At 41.0% G+C, this 21,228-nt stretch carries 12 protein-coding genes; 7 read left to right on the plus strand and 5 right to left on the minus strand.

All coding sequences use genetic code 11. The features are described 5' to 3' along the window. Positions 1–42: 42 nt before the first annotated feature. The 3 genes from H6H03_RS41500 (at position 43) to H6H03_RS28355 (ending at position 6,894) form a co-directional block, all read left to right on the plus strand. On the plus strand, positions 43–516 hold the full coding sequence (locus H6H03_RS41500) for an ADP-ribosylglycohydrolase family protein (protein WP_390842906.1): 474 nt from the start codon (positions 43–45) through the stop codon (positions 514–516). Positions 517–885: 369 nt separating this feature from the next. Then, positions 886–1,695: a prohibitin family protein gene (locus H6H03_RS28350; protein WP_190958395.1), complete on the plus strand. Its 810-nt coding sequence runs from the start codon at positions 886–888 to the stop codon at positions 1,693–1,695. A 360-nt stretch (positions 1,696–2,055) separates the two neighbouring features. Continuing rightward, a complete protein-coding gene (locus tag H6H03_RS28355) occupies positions 2,056–6,894 on the plus strand; it encodes a PAS domain S-box protein (RefSeq protein WP_190958396.1) in 4,839 nt (1,612 codons plus the stop codon). A gap of 23 nt (positions 6,895–6,917) precedes the next feature. Here H6H03_RS28355 and H6H03_RS28360 read toward each other — a convergent pair whose 3' ends face one another. From H6H03_RS28360 to H6H03_RS28370, 3 genes are all read right to left on the minus strand, one after another. Then, complete coding sequence (locus tag H6H03_RS28360; RefSeq protein ID WP_190958397.1) at positions 6,918–7,211, minus strand: antibiotic biosynthesis monooxygenase family protein; 294 nt, start codon at positions 7,209–7,211, stop codon at positions 6,918–6,920. Positions 7,212–7,675: 464 nt separating this feature from the next. Continuing rightward, positions 7,676–9,067 carry an MATE family efflux transporter gene (locus H6H03_RS28365; RefSeq protein ID WP_190958398.1) on the minus strand — a complete coding sequence of 464 codons (1,392 nt, stop codon included), beginning with the start codon at positions 9,065–9,067 and terminating at the stop codon, positions 7,676–7,678. Positions 9,068–9,670: 603 nt separating this feature from the next. Next, positions 9,671–10,591: a metallophosphoesterase family protein gene (locus tag H6H03_RS28370; protein WP_190958399.1), complete on the minus strand. Its 921-nt coding sequence runs from the start codon at positions 10,589–10,591 to the stop codon at positions 9,671–9,673. Positions 10,592–10,727: 136 nt separating this feature from the next. Here H6H03_RS28370 and H6H03_RS28375 point away from each other — a divergent pair, with 136 nt between their 5' ends. Together H6H03_RS28375 and H6H03_RS28380 are read left to right on the plus strand one after the other, a co-directional pair. Beyond that, positions 10,728–11,636 (plus strand): hypothetical protein, encoded by a 909-nt coding sequence (locus H6H03_RS28375; RefSeq protein ID WP_190958400.1) that lies wholly within the window; start codon positions 10,728–10,730, stop codon positions 11,634–11,636. Between the two features lie 509 nt (positions 11,637–12,145). Beyond that, positions 12,146–12,976, plus strand: coding sequence for an ATP-grasp domain-containing protein (locus tag H6H03_RS28380; protein ID WP_190958401.1), 831 nt, complete (start codon positions 12,146–12,148; stop codon positions 12,974–12,976). Positions 12,977–13,057: 81 nt separating this feature from the next. On the opposite strand, the gene H6H03_RS28385 is transcribed toward H6H03_RS28380, so the two are convergent. Next, positions 13,058–15,121: a GAF domain-containing sensor histidine kinase gene (locus H6H03_RS28385; RefSeq protein ID WP_190958402.1), complete on the minus strand. Its 2,064-nt coding sequence runs from the start codon at positions 15,119–15,121 to the stop codon at positions 13,058–13,060. A gap of 311 nt (positions 15,122–15,432) precedes the next feature. On the opposite strand from H6H03_RS28385, the gene cobN reads away from it, so the two are divergent. Both cobN and H6H03_RS28395 read left to right on the plus strand, forming a co-directional pair. Beyond that, the gene (gene cobN, locus H6H03_RS28390) at positions 15,433–19,479 is read left to right on the plus strand and encodes a cobaltochelatase subunit CobN (protein WP_190958403.1); all 4,047 of its coding nucleotides are present in this window, start codon (positions 15,433–15,435) and stop codon (positions 19,477–19,479) included. Positions 19,480–19,488: 9 nt separating this feature from the next. After that, positions 19,489–20,625: a peptidoglycan-binding domain-containing protein gene (locus H6H03_RS28395; protein ID WP_190958404.1), complete on the plus strand. Its 1,137-nt coding sequence runs from the start codon at positions 19,489–19,491 to the stop codon at positions 20,623–20,625. A 132-nt stretch (positions 20,626–20,757) separates the two neighbouring features. Here H6H03_RS28395 and H6H03_RS28400 read toward each other — a convergent pair whose 3' ends face one another. Next, positions 20,758–21,213: a Fur family transcriptional regulator gene (locus H6H03_RS28400; RefSeq protein ID WP_073643287.1), complete on the minus strand. Its 456-nt coding sequence runs from the start codon at positions 21,211–21,213 to the stop codon at positions 20,758–20,760. Positions 21,214–21,228: the final 15 nt, after the last annotated feature.

Below are 21,228 nucleotides of genomic sequence, written 5' to 3' on the forward strand. Positions count from 1 at the left end.
TCTCTTAGAGAAATCCAAAATGGGGAAGAATTTATTACAAAAATTCGCCCAGACAGTGACAAAAGCGGTGCAGCGATGCGTGCCGCACCCATTGGCATTTATCACACACCAGAAAAAGTCATCGAAGCGGCAACAATTCAAGCCGCCATTACTCACAATACACCAGATGGAATCAACGCCGCTGTTGCCGCAGCCTTGATGTCACATTACTTTATCTATCGACTGGGGCCAAAACGCAAATTAGGCAAGTTTTTAGAAGCTTATGTATCTGGGCAGTGGTCTAAAGCGTGGCAAGGTGAAGTAAAATCCAAAGGCTGGATGAGTGTCAGAGCAGCCATCACTGCCGTCATGCGAAATGACAGTATGAGCCAACTGTTACAACATTGCATCGCTTTTAGCGGTGATGTGGATACAGTGGCAGCGATGTCTACGACGGGCTACGCCTACACACTAGCCGCTGGTTCTTGTAGCGAAGAAATTACCAAGACATCCCCAACCATCTCATCACAGGTTTAGAAAATGGGGCTTACGGTCGAGATTACCTCATTGGGCTAGATCGACAGCTAATGAGTTTAGTCATTTAAGAACAAATTTAGCTTTTAAAATCTACGGCTTTCCGATAAAATTACAGTATTGAAGATAGACTAAAGCTATCTAGCCCTGTTAAAGTTACTTATAAAATCTTACTTCAGGCAATAAAATGTCTGCGTTCTCATATCAGAGATAAATTTTATTTTTTTATTTAACATAGGAAACGCCTACCCAAACATTTACTAAAGTCAAATAAAAATTGACTTAGAGCCAAACTTATAAGAGCATGACGACAAGAAGCATACAACTACGAAATATGTGTCTGTATGCAAGACGCATAAATGTTTCAGGTAAATGACAAAAAATACAAATTTTAACCGTGCTGGTAAACTGACTGCTCTTTTGTTCTTGATAACTCTCTTGCTCACGCCTTGCGTAATTGTAAATGCAGGAGAACGTGGCGTATTAATGAAATTTGGCGAAGTCCAAAACCAGATATTAGGAGAAGGAATACACTTTATTATTCCTGTATACAATACTGTTAAAAAATTGAGTGTTAGAGTCCAAAAGCAGGAAATTTCTGCGGAGGCTTCTTCCAAAGACTTACAAAATGTTTTTACAGATGTGGCTCTAAATTGGCATATTATTCCTCAGGAAGTAAATGCCATTTTTCAAGAGATTGGAGATGAGCAAAATGTTATTGACCGAATTATCAATCCAGCAGTTGAAGAAATATTAAAAGCCGTCATGGCAAAGTATACTGCTGAAGAAATTATTACTAAACGAGGAGAAGTTAAAGCTGAAGTAGATAATGCATTAACTACACGCCTCAATAGTTATCACGTTTCAGTTGATGATATTTCTTTAGTGCATGTACATTTTTCAGAAAGATTTAGCGAGGCTGTAGAAGCAAAACAAATTGCCGAGCAAGAAGCAAAAAGAGCAGAGTTTATTGCTTTAAAAGCAACGAAAGAAGCTGAAGCACAAGTTAATCTAGCAGTAGGAGAGGCTGAAGTACATAGATTATTACGTAACGGACTAACTCCACAAATATTACAAAGGCAAGCAATACAAAAATGGGATGGTAAGCTGCCGTTAATTGTCAGTAAAGATGCTCCAAAATTAATGAATATAGGTGAATTTCTAAAATTCAATCAAAATTGAAATTACTTTTGGCGAAAAATCTCATAATTTCAGAATTTAGAACTAATCCAGTCTGATTCTTATATCAGATATAGCTTGAAAATAATGATTGTTGACTGAGAACTGGGAAAAAATATTTTTCTGCCATATTTGTGTGATTTATCGCATAAGCACCTGGCTTGAAAATAGGGAATGGAGACTGGGAAAGCAAGATTTCGCTCCATTCCTTGTGTTATTTATTACATTAGTGTTTAAATGGAAAATGAGACATTAGTCGCTGGAGTAGGACTAAAGAGATGTTCGTGTTATTATTGTGTAATTTATTACATTTAATTTTTGATTTCTGATTCAGTTTGATTAAAAATTAATTTGATTCCTGATATGGATGCTCAAAAAATCATAATTTTGTTAGTTGATGATAACTTAGAGAATTTAGATTTTTTATCAGATATCCTTCAAGGTCAAGGTTATCAAGTGCAAAGTCTTAGTTCTGGAAAATTGGCGATCGATAAAGCGATCGCTTCTCCTCCTGATTTGATTTTGCTAAATGTTATGCTGCCAGACATGGATAGTTACCAAGTTTGCCATGACTTGAAAAATCACCAAAAAACTCAAAATGTGGCGCTAATTTTTTTTGGCGCTTCAGATGAATTATTTGCACAATCTCAGGTATTTAGTTTTAACGAAATTGATTGTATTACTCAACCATTCAAAACTCAAGAAGTTTTATTACGCGTACAAAATCAACTGACTATCCAAAGGTTAAAAAAACAGTTAAAACAAGAAATTCAAGAACGTCAATGTCTACAATTTGAGTTAAATATTCGCAAGAGACAAACGCAAGATATCTTACCAGAAATTAGCGTTAGCAAAGATTTAACAACAAATTTTAAAATAGTAGAAGAAAGTGCGATTAAGCTCCGCACTCATAACTTAGTACTAACACGATTAGCGCAAAATCAAACCCTTTATCAGGGTGACTTAAAAGCAGCCTTGAATGCAATTACAGAAACTGCTACCCAAAATATTGGGGTGGAGCGAGCCAGTATTTGGCTATATGACGATAAAAGGACGAAAATCCAATGTATGGACTTATTTCAAGCGAGTCTGGATCGACATAGCGAAGGAGTTTGCTTATCAGCAGCAGACTATCCAGCTTATTTTACAGCTTTGCAACAAGACCAGATAATTGCCGCTGATAATGCCCACATCGATCCCAGAACGAAAGAATTTTCGGCGTCTTACTCAAAATTAAACATTACTTCCATACTCGATACCCCAGTCAGGCTGGAGGGAAAAACAGTAGGAGTTTTATGTCTGGAAGCGGTGGGGGGTGTTCATTCTTGGACATTAGAAGACCAAAATTTCGCTCGTTCTTTGGGTAATTTAGTTTCTTTAGTACTGGAAGTACGCTCTCGCCAACGTGCAGAAGCAGCGCGACGCGCTTCTGAAAAAAAGTTAGCATCAGCTTTTCGGTCATCTCCTGACCCCATTGCCTTAATTACCGTTCCTGACAAACGCTATATCGAAGTTAACGACAGCTTTTGTCGGTTTTTTGGTTATTCTCGCTCTCAAGTTCTCCATCGCACCGATGAAGAATTGAATATTTGGGTGAATCCAGAAGAATATAATCTTGTCACCTACACCCTGCAACAAACTAAAGCCATTCGCAACCACGAAGTTGATTTCCGCATTTCTTCGGGAGAAATTAGGACAACCTTATTTAGTGCGGAAATGATCGACATCGACGGACAATGGTATGTACTGGGCACCGCCAAAGATATTACTGAACGCAAACAAGCAGAAAATGAAAGCCGTTTGCTGCTGTTGACAACCCAAGCCATCACTCGCGCCAGCGATGTTAACAACGCCTTAAGAGTGGTTTTGCGTTTAATTTGTCAGACCATCGGTTGGGATTTTGGTGAGGCCTGGATACCCAATGAAGATAACACCGTTTTAGAACACAGTCTGGGTTGGTATGCAGAGGAAGACAGCTTAGAAGAATTCTGCCGTCAGAGCAAAACTGTTACATTTGGTTTCGGAGTGGGACTACCAGGGCGAGTTTGGCACAAGCAGGAGCCAGAATGGATAGAAGATGTTTCCCAAGTATCACAGCCGATTTTTTTGCGATCGCTACAAGCTGCAAAGGTCGGATTAAAAGCTGGTTTTGGCGTTCCCATATTGGCTGGTAACCAAGTATTAGCTGTTTTAGTGTTTTTTAAACGTAGTCCAGTATTAGTAGACCGGCGTTTGCTTCTATTGGTGAGTGCTGTTGCTGCTCAGTTGGGTGGGTTAATTGAACGCAAACGCGTTGAACAAGAACTGGGTTTAGCAAACGAACGTCTACAGTATCTCCTCACTTCTAGTCCTGTAGTGATTTATAGCAGCAAAACATCAGGAGACTTTAGCACTACTTTTATTAGTAAGAATGTTAGAGCAATGGTTGGCTACGAAGCCGCCGAATTTATTGAGAATCCTAATTTTTGGCTTGAACGCGTCCACCCAGAAGATATGGAACTGGTCTCAAGAAAATTTAGCCGGCTAGTTGAGCAAGAATACAATTCTTATGAGTATCGGTGGTTACACGCTGACGGAACTTATCACTGGTTCTACGAAAAGATGAGGTTAATTCGTGACGAAGCTGATGAGCCAATAGAATGCGTTGGTTATTGGGCAGATATTAGCGATCGCAAGCTAGCAGAATTCGCTGTCCAAGAAGGTAGACAACGATATCAACTTTTAGCAGAAGCTTCGCCAGCTTGTATATTCTATACTGATTTAGATGGCAATATCTTATACTTTAATCAACGCTGGAGTGAAATTACTGGTTGCACCGTTAAAGAATCTCTGGGCACAGGTTGGTTAAATGCTGTGCATCCTGATGACGTAGAAAAACTGTTAATAGCGTGGAATCAAGCAACAATATCCGGTAGCAATTATAAGCACGAACATCGCTTCTGCCATAAGAATGGCGCCATCGTCTGGGTAATTTGTCAAGCTTTGCCAGAATTTGCAGAGGATGGAGAAATTAAAGGCTATATCGGTATGATTACTGACATTACCGAGAGAAAATTGGCAGAAGAAGCCTTGCGTGAGAGTGCAGAAAGGGAAAGAGCGATCGCCCAAGTCATTCAAAGGATGCGCCAAACACTGGATTTAGAGACTATATTTGCAGCCACAACCCAAGAATTACGGCAAGTACTGAATTGCGATCGGGTTGCTGTCTATCGTTTCAATCCTAACTGGAGCGGCAAATTTATCTCTGAGTCAGTAGCAGACGGTTGGATTTCTTTGATGGAAGAACTGAAAAATGACCCCCATCTCACACAAGGGATGATAGAAAATGGCCGTTGCCTCATGAAAATCTTGGATCGGTCAGACGATGAAACGCAAAATACTTACCTCCAAGATCTGTACGGCCAAAGTGCAAGTTACCGCTGCATCCCAGATATCTACAACGCTGGGCTTAATCCTGCTTATATCAAACTCTTGGAACGCTTTCAGGCAAAGGCTTACATCATTGTTCCCATCTTATCTGGTAATCAGCTTTGGGGGTTGCTAGCAAGTTATCAAAATTCCGATCTCCGCCAATGGAAACCAGAAGAAGTCAACATAGTAGTTCAAATTAGCAATCAGTTGGCAGTTGCTTTACAGCAAGCGCAATTGCTGGCACAAATGCAAAGGCAATCACAAGCACTACAAGAAGCTGCCATCGTTGCTGATGCTGCTAACCGCGCCAAAAGCGAATTCCTCGCCAATATGAGCCACGAACTGCGTACCCCACTCAACGCTATCCTTGGTTTTACTCAACTCATGAGCCACGATGATGCTTTATCCGCCGAACATCAACAAAACCTAGCAATCATCAATCGCGCCGGCGAACATCTTCTCAACTTAATAAACGACATTCTGGAAATGTCTAAAATCGAAGCTGGGAGAATGACATTGAATCTCAGCAGTTTTGACTTAATTCACCTTTTGCAAAACCTCGAAGAAATGTTGCGTTTCCGCGCCACTTCCAAAGGATTAGAGTTGGTATTTGAATATACATCTGACCTTCCCCAGGTTGCTCAAGCCGACGAAAGTAAACTGCGTCAAGTCTTGCTCAACCTCCTGGGAAATGCAATTAAATTTACTGATAGTGGAAGGGTAATGCTGCGGGTGGGGATGGGGACTAGGGACTGGGAAGCTTCAGGGGGAAAGTTGCATAAGTCTTTCTCTTGTACCCAATCCCCAATCCCTAATCCCCAATCACTAGTCTTCGAGATCGAAGACACTGGTTGCGGTATAGCTCCAGAAGAAATTAACTTGTTGTTTCAAGCTTTTGGACAAACTGAAACTGGAAGGAAATCACAACAGGGCACAGGACTGGGTTTAGCCATTAGCCGCAAATATGTGCAACTCATGGGAGGAAATATTAGTGTTAGCAGCACTGTTGGCGAGGGAAGTAAATTTAGCTTCGATATTCAAATTGGTCTAGCCACAGTCAGTGAAGTACACCTCAAGCAGACTAGAAGGCGAGTTTCTAGTTTAGCGCCTGGTCAAAATCAATATCGCATTTTAGTAGTTGATGACTCTACAGATAGCCGTTTAGTGCTAATCAAAATTCTCAGAGCCATCGGTTTTGTTGTACAAGAAGCTGCAAATGGTCAAGAGGCGATCGCACTTTGGGAGCAATGGCAACCACACCTCATATTAATGGATATGCGGATGCCAATTATGGACGGCTACGAAGCCACAAAAATTATTAAAACTAGAGAATTTCAGCGCAGACAAAATATTTTGCAATGCTCCATTCTCCATACTCACACTGTAATTATTGCCTTAACTGCTCATGCTTTTGAGGAACAACGAGAGGCAATGATCGAAGCGGGTTGTGATGATTTTATTAACAAGCCCTTTCGTGAGTCAGAATTACTAGAAAAATTGAAAGAATATTTAGGGGTTCAATATATTTATCAAGAACAAACCTATCAGATAATAAATTCAAACCAAGAGATAAAAGAATCAATGTTGACCCTTACAGATTTAGCTAATATGATATCTGCAATGTCACCTCAATGGGTGAAACAAATATACAATGCCGCCGCTCAATGTAGCGATGACTTAATTTTAGACTTGATTGAGGAAATACCATTAGAAAATGCTGCACTGCGAGACTTTATAAGCGATTTAGCTCATAATTTTCAGTTTGAGAAAATTATGGAGTTGACCAAATAATTACAGAACTTAGTAAGTCCTATCTAAATTTCAACTTCTTGAAAATGTTCAACTGTGGGAAATGGATCGTAAAAATCATGTAGAAGTTTTTTCCAATCTTGATACTCAGCAGAACCTCGAAATCCTACAGTATGAGACTCTAAGCTGTCCCATCTAACAAGTAATAAATATTTTCCTTCTACTTCTATGCATCTGTGCAATTCATGGGATAAATATCCATTGGTGGAAGAAATAATTTTGGAAGCTTTTTTAAAATTAGCTTCAAAATCGAATTCCAAACCTGGTTTAACATTAAGTATGGCAGCCTCAAGAATCATATAGTCTTTGGTTAGGTTACTATTATTTAGTAGAGTGTGAATGCGATGCTCATACTATTTCAGGAAATACCTGATACAGATAGATGGGTAGTGTCAGCTTAACGTCAAATCGGCGGTTAGAAACCGCGTCTACACATCCAAAACCCGCCTGCGCGGGTTAAATTCTTTTAGTTTGTGTAGCCGCGAATTCCATGATACTGGGCTTAAGTTGACTATACTTTCTCTCAGAGTAGGACGCGAAGAAAGGGAATTAGAAATTAGGGCTTTGTATACAGCAGTTTGCAACTAAATGAGGTACAGAACCAAGGATTCACAAATCAAATTATTCTTCTGGCTCCTGCCTGGTTGTTGAATCTCGACTTCGCTCGATTACCGCGTAGTCGAAACACTGCCTTCTGCCTCCTGCCTCAAAACCAGTGACTTTGTACTTCATGCAAAAGAAAACTGCTGTAAATATAGGCTGATTATACATTTTCCTTTGCGTCTTGAACTGTTATGGATTGCAAAATTTTAAACCGCCAAGTCAAAACTATGGCTGCACTAGCTAAACCAATGGCTAAGCCACACCAAAGACCAATTGCTCCATAATTTAACCATATACCCAAAGCATAACCAGTAGATAAACCAACGCCCCAGTAAGCGAAAATACTAATTAACATAGGAACTCGCGTATCTTTTAACCCTCGTAATGCTCCAACTGCTGTGACTTGCACTCCATCAAAAATTTGAAAAATTGCAGCTACTACAAGCAATTTAACTGCCAAGTTGACTACATCTTCATTATTAGGATTGTTGATGTCAAGGTAAAGAGAAACAACCGATTTTGGCACTAACCAAAATATAATTCCTGCAATAGCCATAGACAAAGCACCTAAGCTAATGCCTACATATCCAGCTAGACTAACACCCGCTAAATCTTGCTCTCCAACTAATTGCCCAACACGTACAGTTGTTGCTAAAGAAATACCAAGTGCAATTTGAAAAGACATAGAAGCTGTCTGCAAGGCAATTTGATGGGCACTTAGGGAAGTGGTTCCTATTTGTCCTAGTAAAAACGTGACAACTGTGAACAGTCCTGCTTCCACCGCAACTAAACCACCAATAGGCAATCCAACCTGAAAAATTTGCCAAAAAATGCGGAAATTTTCTTGGGTGGAAGTGTCGTGGAATGAAGTGTGAAATATGCGGTAATTTGTAAATCGATGCTGGCTATATATATAGATTGCTAAAGCAATAAACATACTCCAAAGTGACAATGTGCTTGCCCAACCAATCCCAGCTAGCCCTAAAGCAGGTAGCCCTAGTTTGCCAAACATCAAAACATAGTTAGCTGCGATGTTAAGCAAAGTACCTAACACAACAGCGATTATAATTAACCGCGCTTGAGACACAACAGAAAGAAAACTTTTGAGTACAGCAAAACCCAAAGCAGGGATAAAACCCAGTGCGATCGCTCTTAAATAAGTTTCTGCTAGTGCTGCTGTAGCGGCATTCTGTCCCAATACCAGTAGTAAAGCACCTCCATTAAAAATTACCATCACAATCGGTATTCCCAACAGCAGAGATATTCCCAACCCTTGCCGGACAATCTTGCCTACTAGTTCAGGCTTTCCGGCTCCGTATGCTTGGGCAGCTAAAGGACTAACAGCAGAAACAATACCTGTAGTAATTAAAAGCAAAAAAGTAAAAATTGCAGCGCCCAAACCTCCAGATGCAATAGCCTCACTTCCTAACAAACCCATCATTACCGTATCCACAAAGCCAGTTGCCGATTGAGCAAGCTGGGCTGCTGCTAAAGGAACAGCTAACACCAGACATTGTTTAACTTCAGCGATCGCTCTTTTTTTACTTACCATATTATTTATATAGCTAAGACAATTATTTCTATTAATACTTTCAAGCTTTTGATGTATATTAAAATCTATAATTATTCAGACTTAATAAAGCCACTATTTGATTAATTCTTATGCCTTTAGTCAGATGATTTACAATTTTGTAAAACTATGGCAATCCTAAATCATTCGTGAAAAAATCTGTTGCCTATTGCTAGCTTGCCTATTGCCTGCCTCCACGACTAATTTCACACTTAAATAGGATTGCTATATGTTGATTTGATATTTTACCTAAGTTAGTGTGATAGCGTCTCAAGGCTAAAAAATCATCCCCATACGGTACTAGTTCAGAAAATAGAACATCCCGTGTTGGAGATGATTCTATAATTACTCTTTTGTTACTTTCAGCAGATAATAATCACTAATTCTTTTCATTTATGCATTTCTTAACAAACCAGTTGAAATGAGAAAACTAGAGCGCGATCGCTGAATTTCTGATTTTGTCTAAGGTTGAAGTTGGGAATAAAATTTTTCTTTCTCCGTAGTGATTAAAAAGGGATAATATTGGCGTAGGCGCAGCCCGCCGTAGGCATCGCCGCAGGAATATCTGGATGATACATTGTTTCACTAAGCCGATTTTAATTGAATAATACCTTTATCAAAAACGCGATTATTAGTAGCGATCGCACTTACTTCTATTCTATCTGGATACACTTCATACGCCGCAAAACTCAACCTCTCGGCAGAATATTCTGTCCACTCGGAACGCCCCACAGGACGAGTACCCGCACCACCGCCAGTAATTAAATAAGTTGTACCATTAATTGCACGGGTGCGTTCATAATGATGTTCGTGGCCATTGATATAAACTTGAACGCCGTATTTTTGAAATAGCGGAGTAAAAATTTTAATAAACTCTGGATTACTTCCATATACACCAGATGCATAAATTGGATGATGACCAAATACAACTTTCCAAGCAGCATTACTGCGACTTAATTCTTTTTCTAACCAAGATAACTGGTTTTTCCAATCAGCATTACTATTAGTATCTAAAGCAAAAAATTGTACAGTTCCCCGACGAAATGTATAATATCGTCTGCCGTTCATATTAAAACCGACATACTTCAATTGTGCTTCGCCATTTCCAGTACGAATATCGTGATTGCCTAAACAAGCTTGAAATTTTACACCCTGCTTGAGCAACCCTTGATAGGGACGCTCAAAAACTGCACTAATTTTCTCAATTTCGCCGTTATTATAAATGTTATCTCCAGCTAAAACGACTAAATCATAAGGATTTTCTTTGTGATAAAAATTCATTGCCCCAGCTACAGCATACTGTCCTTTAGCGCCGGTTCCTGTATCTGCAACAGACACAAAACGTAATAACAAGTCTTTTTTCGGTGGGTTGGCGGCTATGGCTGTTGCAGAATAGCTAATATCAGCATTTTGATAATTTTTATTACTTAACATCCAGCCCAAAAATCCCGTACCGATAGCACCCAGGCTACTTAAAAATAAAAATTGACGGCGTTTCAGGTTCATAATTCACCAAATTTAATAAATAGTTAGTTTCCACAGAAGTAATGTGCTTTTGAAGTGATACATTAAGGCAAAAGAGGCAGCACCAGTAATAATGTACGTTGTTTGTCTTTGATTCGCTGCTTTTGGTGAAAGTTCCATGTCACAAGACAATCCAAAACCGACCGATGAGCAGGTAACTAAACCTCCCCAAAAACCTTACCAGAGAATTCAGCCAATTTGGAAGGCTAAAATTATCCAAATTCTTCGCGGGACAATTGGGGTTTTAGAAGTAACAGTCGAGAAACTGGAGACAGCACCGCCACCTGGCGCAGAAGCAACTCCTGGTTTTTTGCAACAGCTTCAGTCGCGCTGGGGTGGACTATTAAGGACAGTCCGCTTATTTTTGCCATCAAATTTATCAACAAAGTTATCAGATACAGCTTTGACGGGAATTATTACTGGAATTGCCATAATTCTCGTTTGGACAACTACAACTATCTTGAGTGGTAAACCTACTGAAGTAGCAACACTTCCACCAGTTGAAGAGGTTCCCACACCAACACCAACCATAACTACTCCACCGGAGTCAGTCACACCAGAACCACAGCCACCAGAGGAAATTACGCCGCCGCCAGAAGAAGTTACACCGCCAGAAGCACAACAACCACCAGAGGAAATTACGCCGTCACCGGAACCAGAAGTAATTCCCACGCCAACACCAACACCAACGCCAACTATAGAATTGACACCCGAACAAGCCTTAATTGTGGCTATTGAAAATCAGGTCGCTGAAATTAGCGATCGCATCGCCTCTGGTCTGATAAAGTCAATTCAAGCCAACTTCCGCACGAGTAATCTCACTGTTACAATTAACGACGATTGGTACACTCTCCCAGAATCTCAACAGGATCGACTCGCTGCCGAGATTTTACAACGCTCTCAACAACTGGATTTTACTCATTTAGAAATTATCGACTCCCAAAATCGCTTAGTAGCGCGTAACCCAGTGGTTGGTAATGAAATGGTAATTTTTAAACGACAAGCAACAAGTTCAACAACAACTTAGAAATTGGCGTTGCATATATTGAGAAACAGGATTTTTAGATTTCAATATCTAAATTTCATTTCTATGTTTGTGCAACGCCCTAAAAGCCAGAACTGATGAAAAAATAAAATAAATAATACGTTTTTTGGTTAACGAGAAAATATATGTTTATTGGATTTTGCTATTGATTAGAAAATTGATGATAAACTGTTGCATTATCTATTAGATAGGTGTATTTTAGAGTGTGGCTTTTCTCAAAACCTTTAGCGCAAGATAATTCAGCAAATTAGAAAAAGCGCTTGATTGATATTTATCAATTCCAGAAAAGCTTGTCTTCTGGATTTTTATAAAGCTGTAAAAATTCAGAAATCATTAGTCAGAATCCAAAATTGTTAGCAAATTAAGGATGCTCTTAGCTTAATAATGTTGATAAAACTATTAAGCTAAACACTGAAAGTATTCTTAATTATGATTTGTGGATTCTGAGTTTTTACTACAAAGTTAACTTATCAATTTAGCTTCAAGCATTTATGTTAGACAATGTTTCGCTATTGCTCCAAGCTTGTGAAAATTTAAACATCAGCTATGAAATTATTTATCCTGCTGAAAATTTAATCAAAGTAAAATTCAATAATAAACACCACTATTTTTGTAATTATAGCACTCCTTTAATTAATCAAGCAGTAGCAAAGATTTTAAAAGATAAGGAATATACTTATCATATTTTAAATAAAAAAATTAAACTTCCTCGCACAATAGGTTTCCTTTCACCTATTTGCGATTCCCGATACAAGATGTATTTAAAATTTCCGACTATTCAAGATATTATCTTAGAAATTAAGGAAAATTTTGAAACGCCTGTGATTGTAAAAAGAAACTCTGGTTCAAGCGGACACAATGTCTTTTTATGCCACAATCAAGATGAAATTGAACATGCTTTAAAAGAAATATTTAATATTAATAACAAGTATGATTACGTTGCTATTGCTCAAGAATTAATTCCCATAAAATCTGAATATAGAGCAGTTTTCTTGAATAAAGAGTTAGTTCTACTCTACGAAAAAGATATAAGTAACGCAAGTTTTACGGGTAATTTAAGTCCTCTCCACTGGGATGGCGCAAAAGCAAAATATATCAGCGATCCACAAATATTGTCAGAGATTGATAATTTTGCCAGACCCATTTTTGAAGAATTAGACCTTGATTATGGTGGTTTAGACATCGTATTAGATAAAGATAATCAATATTGGTTAATTGAAATTAATTCTCATCCGAATTTTACCATTTTCACCAGAGACAATGGAAAGGAACATGCATTAAAAGTTTTTGAAAAAATCCTAATTAGTTTATCTGCAAAATGATTTAGGGCATAGGGATGGGGGAGATGAGGGAGATAAAAAGAATAATTCCTTACTCCTCACTTCTCAGTCAACACCCAACACTCATAACTCACTACTGTGCACTTTCATTGTCTGAGTTGGTATCCACACAGTAAAAATTGAGCCAACGCTCACCGTTGATTCTACTTCGATTCGACCCCGATGGAGTTCTACAAGTTGTTTAGTTAAAGCTAGTCCCAGTCCAGTACCTTCATAGCGGCGGCGATAGGGTGTATCGAGTTGCTGGAATTTTTCAAACAGTAGTGGTAATTTTTCTTCAGGAATGCCAATTCCAGTGTCTTCAACTTGAAAAATAGCAGTATCGTCTTCTACCCAAAGGCGTAGAGTAACATTACCATTTTCGGGAGTGAATTTAATTGCATTAGTTAACAGATTCCAGAGAATTTGTTCTAATCGTTCGGAGTCAGCAGTAAAGCGATCGCGTTGCGGATCGATTTGCAAATCAAGTTTAAGATTTACTTGTTGGCTTGTTGCTTTTTGCCGCAGTGATTCCACTGTTTTTTGGGCAACATTCACCAAAGAAAATTGCGAAATACTTAAAGCTGCCTTACCAGCCTCGATTTGTGATAAATCAAGGATGTCATTGATCATTTCTAATAAATGTTCTCCACTATCGTGGATTGTTTGCAGATAATCTCGTTGTCGTTGACTTAATTCACCCAAAGGCCAACGTAACAACGTTGAAGACATGCCAATCACATAAGTTAAAGGCGTGAGTAATTCATGACTGATGGTAGCGAGAAATTCGCTTCTGAGGCGGCTAGCAGCTTCGGCGGCTAGTAAGGCATCGCGTAACGCCCTTGTACGTTCAATAACTCGTTCTTCCAGCGTTTGTTTTTCTTGGGTGAGGGTTTGCATTAACTCAGCTTGGTGAATAGCGATCGCTAATTGTTCGGCGATGGAAGTGAGCAAATTTTTTTCACTATCAGTCCACTGACGCGGGTTATGGCACTGATGAGCAATTAGCAATCCCCAGAGTTTTTCCTCAAAGATAATCGGTGCAGCCAACTTTGCTCGGACTTTGCATTCCCTTAAAAAATTCAACAAACACTCTTCTAAAGCATAAGTTTTTTCGACATCATCCACAGCTAAAGTAAAGCCTTGGCGATACTTCTCCCAACATTGAGAGGTTGGGAAAAAGCAATTTCTTTCTCTGTAATTCAATACCGATGTAATTCCATCTTTACCACAGGCTTCATAGACAACATAACCCCGATACTTTTGATGCTCTTCTGGTACAGATATTGGGGGTCTACGGTTATCGTTATCGGCAGAAAAATCTAAGCCTTGACTACCTCCAATTGAGATTTCCGGTTTGATACCACTAGCTAAAATTCCCTCTGTTGTAGCCAGTACCGTGCCATTGAAATCAGTGTTATCAAACTGGTATTGTTGAGTCTTGACTTTGGAACCCTGAAATTTATAAATTACTAATCTGTCTAATTCTAGAAACTCTCGCACCTGTGTAATTGCCGTTGCCATAATTACTGGCAAATCAAGGCTTTTGCGGATCTGCGTTGTTACTTGATTTAACAGCTGTTCTTGAGAAACTTGTTTTTTTAGGGCATCTTCTACTGGCTGACATATATAAACAGCTGGCCCAATTGCACTGGGAGGTGGTATTATTTCTTGGCTTGGCTGAGTTAGAAAATATTCTAATAACAACAGGGTAAATTTACTTTGCAGCGTCGGATCGTTAGGCTTAATAACTTGGCGATAACGTTCGAGATTTTGGTAAGTATTGGAATTGCACCCAAACAAATCTCTCAATTCTAATATAAAAGAGGCGATCGCCTCGAAATTAAATGTCAATCTAGTAGAGACGCGATTAATCGCGTCTCTACTAGAGTTATCAGCAGATAGTTGTTCTGTGTCATCTACCTCCAAATTCCCCAGCAACAGCACATTAAACTGCTCAGAAAGTACTACTGTAAACCTTTGGCTTTCCCACTCTATAGGTGTGCGAATCGACGCCAACATAGCTTCTGTCATTACCACAGCCGGACTTCCCAGCGTTTGAGCCATCTGCTCTAACAATTTCCCAAGCCGATTGAATACAACAACAGGCAAGGTTCGAGAAAGGCTCAAATCAGGAGAACTCAGCATTTTCAATCATTCTGGTAAGAGAGGGCTCAATGCAAGGACGAAAGTTTATTTTTCTTAAGGAAAAATTCAAAACTCAGGAGCAAAGATAGCGATGCTCCACCAAGGCGTGAGAATTCAGGAGAAATCAGAGCTTGAGTCGGTGATGAGTATTAATCGAAACTTTGTCCCCTTGTGGGCGAAACAAAGTTCAAAATTCTTCCTTGTTAAAACTCCATACATTAAGGTATGGAGCCTTCTGAATTCGGAATTCTGAATTCTGGCTCCTTTTTTATTGTGTACTAACCAATAGTTTAAGACGGTAATACAAGATTATGCATCGTATTAGTGGCATATCGGGTGGATTGAATCAGTCAGAGAGTTTAATTTTTATAGAACAAACTCCAGCGACCTTAGTCTTGATTACGGCTGCTGATACCGACATTCAAACGTTGGCAGCTGCGCTTGGCAAATTACCTGCACCCTTCCCTACATTCAGAGTCGCCAACCTGTTGCAATTGCAGCAACAATTAAGTATAGATACTTACGCAGAGCAAGTTTTAGAACATGCCGAGGTAATAATTTTGCGCCTCTTAGGAGGGCGTTCCTACTGGGCTTATGGCTTAGAAGTAGTGCAGGAAATTGTGCAACGTAATGGTACAACCCTTATTGTAATGCCCGGAGACGACAGTCTCGATCCCGAATTAATCTCCCAGTCTACCGTGCCTTTAGGCATTGTTAACCAGGTATGGCAGTATTTTAGCGAAGGCGGCGTAGAAAATTTTGTCAATGCTTTGCAATTTATCGCCGACAGTTGTCTGTCAACTGCATACAATCCTCCACCACCCCGACGCATTCCACGTGTGGGATTGTATGAATGGGGCATGGGGCATGGGGCATGGGGCATGGGGCATGGGGCATCGGTTACAGAAGCAGAGGAGCACAGGGGTAGAGGAGAGTTTGAACTGGGTTTATCCACCTCAAAACCGGATTTATCCACCTCAGAACCTCAAAGCTTCCAATCCTCAATGCCCAATGCCCAATGCCCAATGCCCAAAGTCGGCATCCTCTTCTACCGCGCCCATTATTTAGCGGGAAACACCAGGGTAATCGATGCTTTATGCCAAGCCTTAGTACAGAAAAATTTACAACCTGTACCAATTTTTGTTTCCTCATTGCGCGAACCGGATGTTCAACTTGAGTTGAGTGAATTTTTTCAACCCAAAGAAGCCGAAGGAATTGGGCTGCTGTTGAATACCACCAGTTTTTCTCTAGCAAAGTTGGAAAGCGAGACACCTCAAACCGAACTGTGGGAAAAGTTAGATGTGCCTGTATTGCAGGTTATCCTCAGTGGCGGTTCAGTTGAACAGTGGGAGTTAGAGTTTAAAGGTCTTTCTCCCCGCGATATTGGGATGAATGTAGCGCTACCAGAAGTAGATGGGCGAATTATTACTCGTGCTGTGTCTTTTAAAGCGGTGCAAACTCGTAATTCCGATTTACAGACAGATGTGGTAGTTTATGAACCAGTGAGCGATCGCATCGAGTTCGTTGCTCAATTAGCAGCAAGTTGGGTGCGCCTGCGTTCAAAACCACCCCAAGAGCGCCGAATTGCCCTTATTCTGGCAAATTACCCCAACCGCAATGGACGCCTAGCTAATGGCGTAGGACTCGATACCCCAGCCAGTTGCGTAGAAATCCTGCAAGCTTTACACCAAGCAGGGTATCAAGTAGAAAATCCACCTGCTCAAGGAGATGAGTTGATTCAACGGCTAACATCTGGCATCACCAACGATCCGGAAAGTCGAGAATGGCGTCCAGTACAACAAAGTCTCTCTTGGGCAGAGTATCAAGAATATTTCACTGCTTTGCCAGAACAAGTTAGGCAAGGTATTAGTCAACGCTGGGGACTGGGGACTGGGGACTGGGGACTAGGGACTGGGGAAGATTCTTCCCAATGCCCAATACCCATTTCTGGAATTCAACTCGGCAACATCTTTGTGGGAATTCAGCCACCAAGGGGTTATGATAATGACCCCAGTTTGAATTATCATGCACCAGATTTAGAACCAACCCATGCTTATTTGGCTTTTTACTATTGGGTTAGAGAATGTTTTGGTGCTGATGCTGTAGTTCATGTGGGCAAACACGGAAATTTAGAATGGCTACCCGGTAAAAGTGTGGCTTTATCGAGTAATTGTTATCCAGAAGTAGCTTTCGGCGCACTTCCCCATCTGTACCCGTTTATTGTCAATGATCCTGGTGAGGGTTCCCAAGCCAAACGCCGTGCCCAAGCTGTGATTATAGACCACCTCACGCCGCCGATGACTCGCGCAGAACTTTACGGTTCTTTGCAACAGTTAGAAAATTTAATTGATGAGTATTATGAAGCGGAAAGTTTAGATCCTTCCCGTTTACCAACAATTCGCGATCGCATCCGGGAATTGATTCTTCAAGAAAATTTACATCTAGATTTAGGAATCCAAAACGAAGAAATTTTAAATGCTGAATTTAAAATTTTGAATTCATTAGATGGTTATCTTTGTGAACTCAAAGAAGCTCAAATCCGCGATGGCTTGCACATTTTTGGGCAATGCCCCCAAGGACAGCAATTAAGGGATTTAATAGTAGCGATCGCTCGCATACCCAATCGCTATTCTTTAGGCATTACCCGTGCCATAGCCCAAGATTGGCGTCTAGACTTCGACCCCCTAACAGCAGACTTGTCCATGACTAGCGGCCAATATTCAGTAGTTAATGGTACAGAATGTCGCACCATCGGTGATATTGTTGAAGTCCTAGAACAACACGCCGCCCTTCTAGTAGAACAAATCATAAGCCAGAACTCAGAATGGGCTACGCCCCGCTACGCTAACAGAATTCAGAATTCAGAACTCCCAACTCTAAACTCCTCACTCCCAACTCCTAACTCCTCACTCCCATCTCCCCAGTCTCCACTCAGCACTACCCTCGACTGGATACGCGATCGCCTCCTTCCCGCTTTACAAAAAACTGACCAAGAGATTACCTATTTATTACACGGACTCGATGGCGGATATATCCCAAGCGGCCCATCTGGCGCACCCACCCGCGGACGCCCGGAAGTTCTACCGACGGGTAAAAACTTTTACTCTGTGGATATTCGTGCCATTCCCACAGAAACAGCTTGGGATATCGGTAGAAAAGCCGCTGAAACCCTCGTTGAATATTACACTCAAGAACATGGTGAGTATCCAAAAACACTAGGCTTATCATTGTGGGGGACTGCCACCATGAGAACTGGAGGCGATGACATTGCCGAGGCCTTGGCTTTACTGGGAGTGAGACCCGTGTGGGATGGTGCAGCACGGCGAGTTGTGGATTTTGAAATTTTGCCCCTGGCTGTTTTGGGGCGTCCCCGCGTAGATGTTACCTTGCGAATTTCCGGATTCTTTCGCGATGCATTTCCCAACTTAATTGATTTATTCGCTCAAGCAGTGACAGCGGTGGCAAACTTGGATGAACCCCCAGAACAAAACCCCCTCGCCCTTGCAGTTCGCCAAGAGACTGATTTGTGGACTCAACAAGGTTTAACTTTAGAAACAGCAAAAGAGCGATCGCTTTATCGCATCTTTGGCTCTCGCCCAGGTGCCTACGGCGCCGGACTCCAAGGCCTAATAGAATCGCAAAACTGGACAGATGACCAAGACTTAGCCCGCGCCTACATCAACTGGAGTTCTTACGCCTACTCCTCGCCAGGGGGAGCAGGGGAGGCAGGGGGAGCAGGGGAAGCTGAAACTCTTCCTAATTCCCAATGCCCAATGCCCAATACCGAAATCTTCGAGCAACGCTTAGCCCAAATGCAAGTCGTACTCCACAATCAAGACAACCGCGAACACGACCTACTAGATTCTGATGATTATTACCAATTTCAGGGAGGCTTAACAGTTGCGGTGCGTTCTCTACAAGGAAAAAATCCCCAAATTTATTTTGGGGATCATTCTATACCCGCCCAACCGCGAATCCGCCAACTCAGAGAAGAAATCGCACGGGTGTATCGTTCTCGCGTTGTTAATCCTAAGTGGATTTCGGGAGTCATGCGTCACGGTTATAAAGGTGCTTTTGAAATGGCAGCAACAGTGGACTATTTATTCGCCTATGATGCTACAACTAAATGTGTCGAAGATTATATGTATCAAGGCATTGTCCAAGCTTATTTACTCGATCCAGTTGTTTTAGAATTCATTGAGGAAAAAAACCCTTATGCACTGCGTGATATTGCTGAAAGATTATTAGAAGCACACAAGCGCAATTTATGGCAGGATGTAAATATAGGAACATTAGAAAGTTTGAGAAACCTAGTACATCAAGCTGAAGCAGTTATCGAAGAAAAATCAATGGTGTAGGAAAAAAATATGGAGAATCTTGCGTATTTACACCTAGCTTACGCCTACGAAGACGGCACACCCAGTGAATTGATATCGCTCAGTTCTTTGTTAAACAATGCAACTGCACCAGACTGGGGACGGCTTTCTGGAAAGGCTTGGAAGTATATGCTGCCCCTTGCTCTGTCTTTGTCTATTCTCAGTGCTGTCAGCAGCGTTATGGCACTGGAAAAAGGCGATCAAGGTCCTTCTGTCAGAAATTTACAACAAAAGTTAAAATCAGCAGGTTTTTATCAAGCTCCCATCACCCAAGTATATGACGCATCCACAGAAGAATCTGTGCGGCGCTTCCAAAGGGCTGCTGGGATACAAGTAAACGGTGTTGTTGGAGCAACCACTTTACAAAAATTAGAAAACTGGCAAGCTAAAAAGCCCAGTACCGCAACTACACAAGCGAAAAAAACTGCTGCGACTACACAAGCGAAAAAAACTAGTGCTACAAGTTCAGCTAGTTCAGCAATCAACCAAGGCCGCAATTCTAACTATTTGACGAAGGGAGATGAAGGCGAAAATGTTAGAGTTTTGCAAGAACGCTTAAGAGTCGCAGGCTTCTATTACGGGAACGCTACGGGAATATTCGGCCCGATTACTGAAGAAGCTGTTAAGCGCTTCCAAGATTCTTACAACTTAAGCGTTGATGGGATTGTTGGCCCGGCAACATTAAGTAAATTGCCACCAGTTGGTGTTGGTGATGGAGAAGAAGCTCCTAAAAAGGTAGCAGATCGAAGCAAACTCCGCCTTGGCGATCGCGGTGAGCCAGTTAGATTACTTCAAGAACACCTAATTCAAGCAGGATATTTAGAGGGAGAGCCAAATGGTTACTATGGCCCCTACACTGCCGATGCTGTCAAGAGATTTCAAGCAGCTAATTTCTTAGCAGCAAGTGGCGTTGCTGGCCCAACTACTAGAGCTAAATTATATAGCTCGATAAATACTGCCCCAAAAAGCGACTTTAGCGTCCTCGAAATCCAAACACGCTTGCGGGAGCGCGGTTTTTATAAAGGCAAGCTCAATGGTGTAATGGCAGATGACACCAAAAAAGCAATTAAACAAGCCCAAGAATTCTACGGCATTAGCCTCAAGGATCTTAAGAGCGGACGCTTTTAGCATCCGCTTTGGTGTTGTTAGTATCAGTCCTCAACTGGTTGCTTGCCTCCAGTAACAGCAAAGAAAGGAACTGCTCAAAATTCCATTTATTTGGTTAATTTGAGTAGTTTCGTTTTTTTATCTACCCAACTGCTAAAGCGGCATCAGCGCTCGTTGGCACTTGGGACATACAGCATGGATGGTCATTTGACAGTCAAGCAGGTGAAAGCCTTCTTTTTGAGCAGTTTTCGCCCCAATTTTTAAAATTGAGTCGTTTTTAAACTCAATCGTTGAGTTACAACGAACACAAATTAGGTGATGGTGGTGATGGGGATAGGGCTGGTTGAGTTCATAATGCTTATGTCCCTCACCCAGTTCTAATTCCCGGAGAATCCCCATTCTCGCCATCAACTTTAAAGTTCGATAAATAGTTGACAGACTGATCCCTTCGCCATCAGTTTCTAACCGATGATAAAGATCTTCCGCACTTAAATGTTCACCTTGCGGAAGTTCCTGAAAAATGTGTAAAATTGTTTCGCGCTGGGGAGTTAAACGCCAGCCTCTTTCGTTCAGTTCTGCTTTGAGTGAAGTAGTTGTGTAGGCGGTCATAGCTAATATTTCTCA

The sequence above is a fragment of the Nostoc paludosum FACHB-159 genome, assembly GCF_014698835.1.
Classification (GTDB): Bacteria; Cyanobacteriota; Cyanobacteriia; order Cyanobacteriales; family Nostocaceae; genus Nostoc; species Nostoc paludosum.

What these genes read in the sequence shown, in the direction of transcription:
- H6H03_RS28350 (WP_190958395.1), top strand. Translation starts at nt 886, where the DNA reads ATGACAAAAAATACAAATTTTAACCGTGCTGGTAAACTGACTGCTCTT.
- H6H03_RS28355 (WP_190958396.1), top strand. Translation starts at nt 2,056, where the DNA reads ATGGATGCTCAAAAAATCATAATTTTGTTAGTTGATGATAACTTAGAG.
- H6H03_RS28360 (WP_190958397.1), bottom strand. Translation starts at nt 7,211, where the DNA reads ATGATTCTTGAGGCTGCCATACTTAATGTTAAACCAGGTTTGGAATTC.
- H6H03_RS28365 (WP_190958398.1), bottom strand. Translation starts at nt 9,067, where the DNA reads ATGGTAAGTAAAAAAAGAGCGATCGCTGAAGTTAAACAATGTCTGGTG.
- H6H03_RS28370 (WP_190958399.1), bottom strand. Translation starts at nt 10,591, where the DNA reads ATGAACCTGAAACGCCGTCAATTTTTATTTTTAAGTAGCCTGGGTGCT.
- H6H03_RS28375 (WP_190958400.1), top strand. Translation starts at nt 10,728, where the DNA reads ATGTCACAAGACAATCCAAAACCGACCGATGAGCAGGTAACTAAACCT.
- H6H03_RS28380 (WP_190958401.1), top strand. Translation starts at nt 12,146, where the DNA reads ATGTTAGACAATGTTTCGCTATTGCTCCAAGCTTGTGAAAATTTAAAC.
- H6H03_RS28385 (WP_190958402.1), bottom strand. Translation starts at nt 15,121, where the DNA reads ATGCTGAGTTCTCCTGATTTGAGCCTTTCTCGAACCTTGCCTGTTGTT.
- cobN (WP_190958403.1), top strand. Translation starts at nt 15,433, where the DNA reads ATGCATCGTATTAGTGGCATATCGGGTGGATTGAATCAGTCAGAGAGT.
- H6H03_RS28395 (WP_190958404.1), top strand. Translation starts at nt 19,489, where the DNA reads ATGGAGAATCTTGCGTATTTACACCTAGCTTACGCCTACGAAGACGGC.
- H6H03_RS28400 (WP_073643287.1), bottom strand. Translation starts at nt 21,213, where the DNA reads ATGACCGCCTACACAACTACTTCACTCAAAGCAGAACTGAACGAAAGA.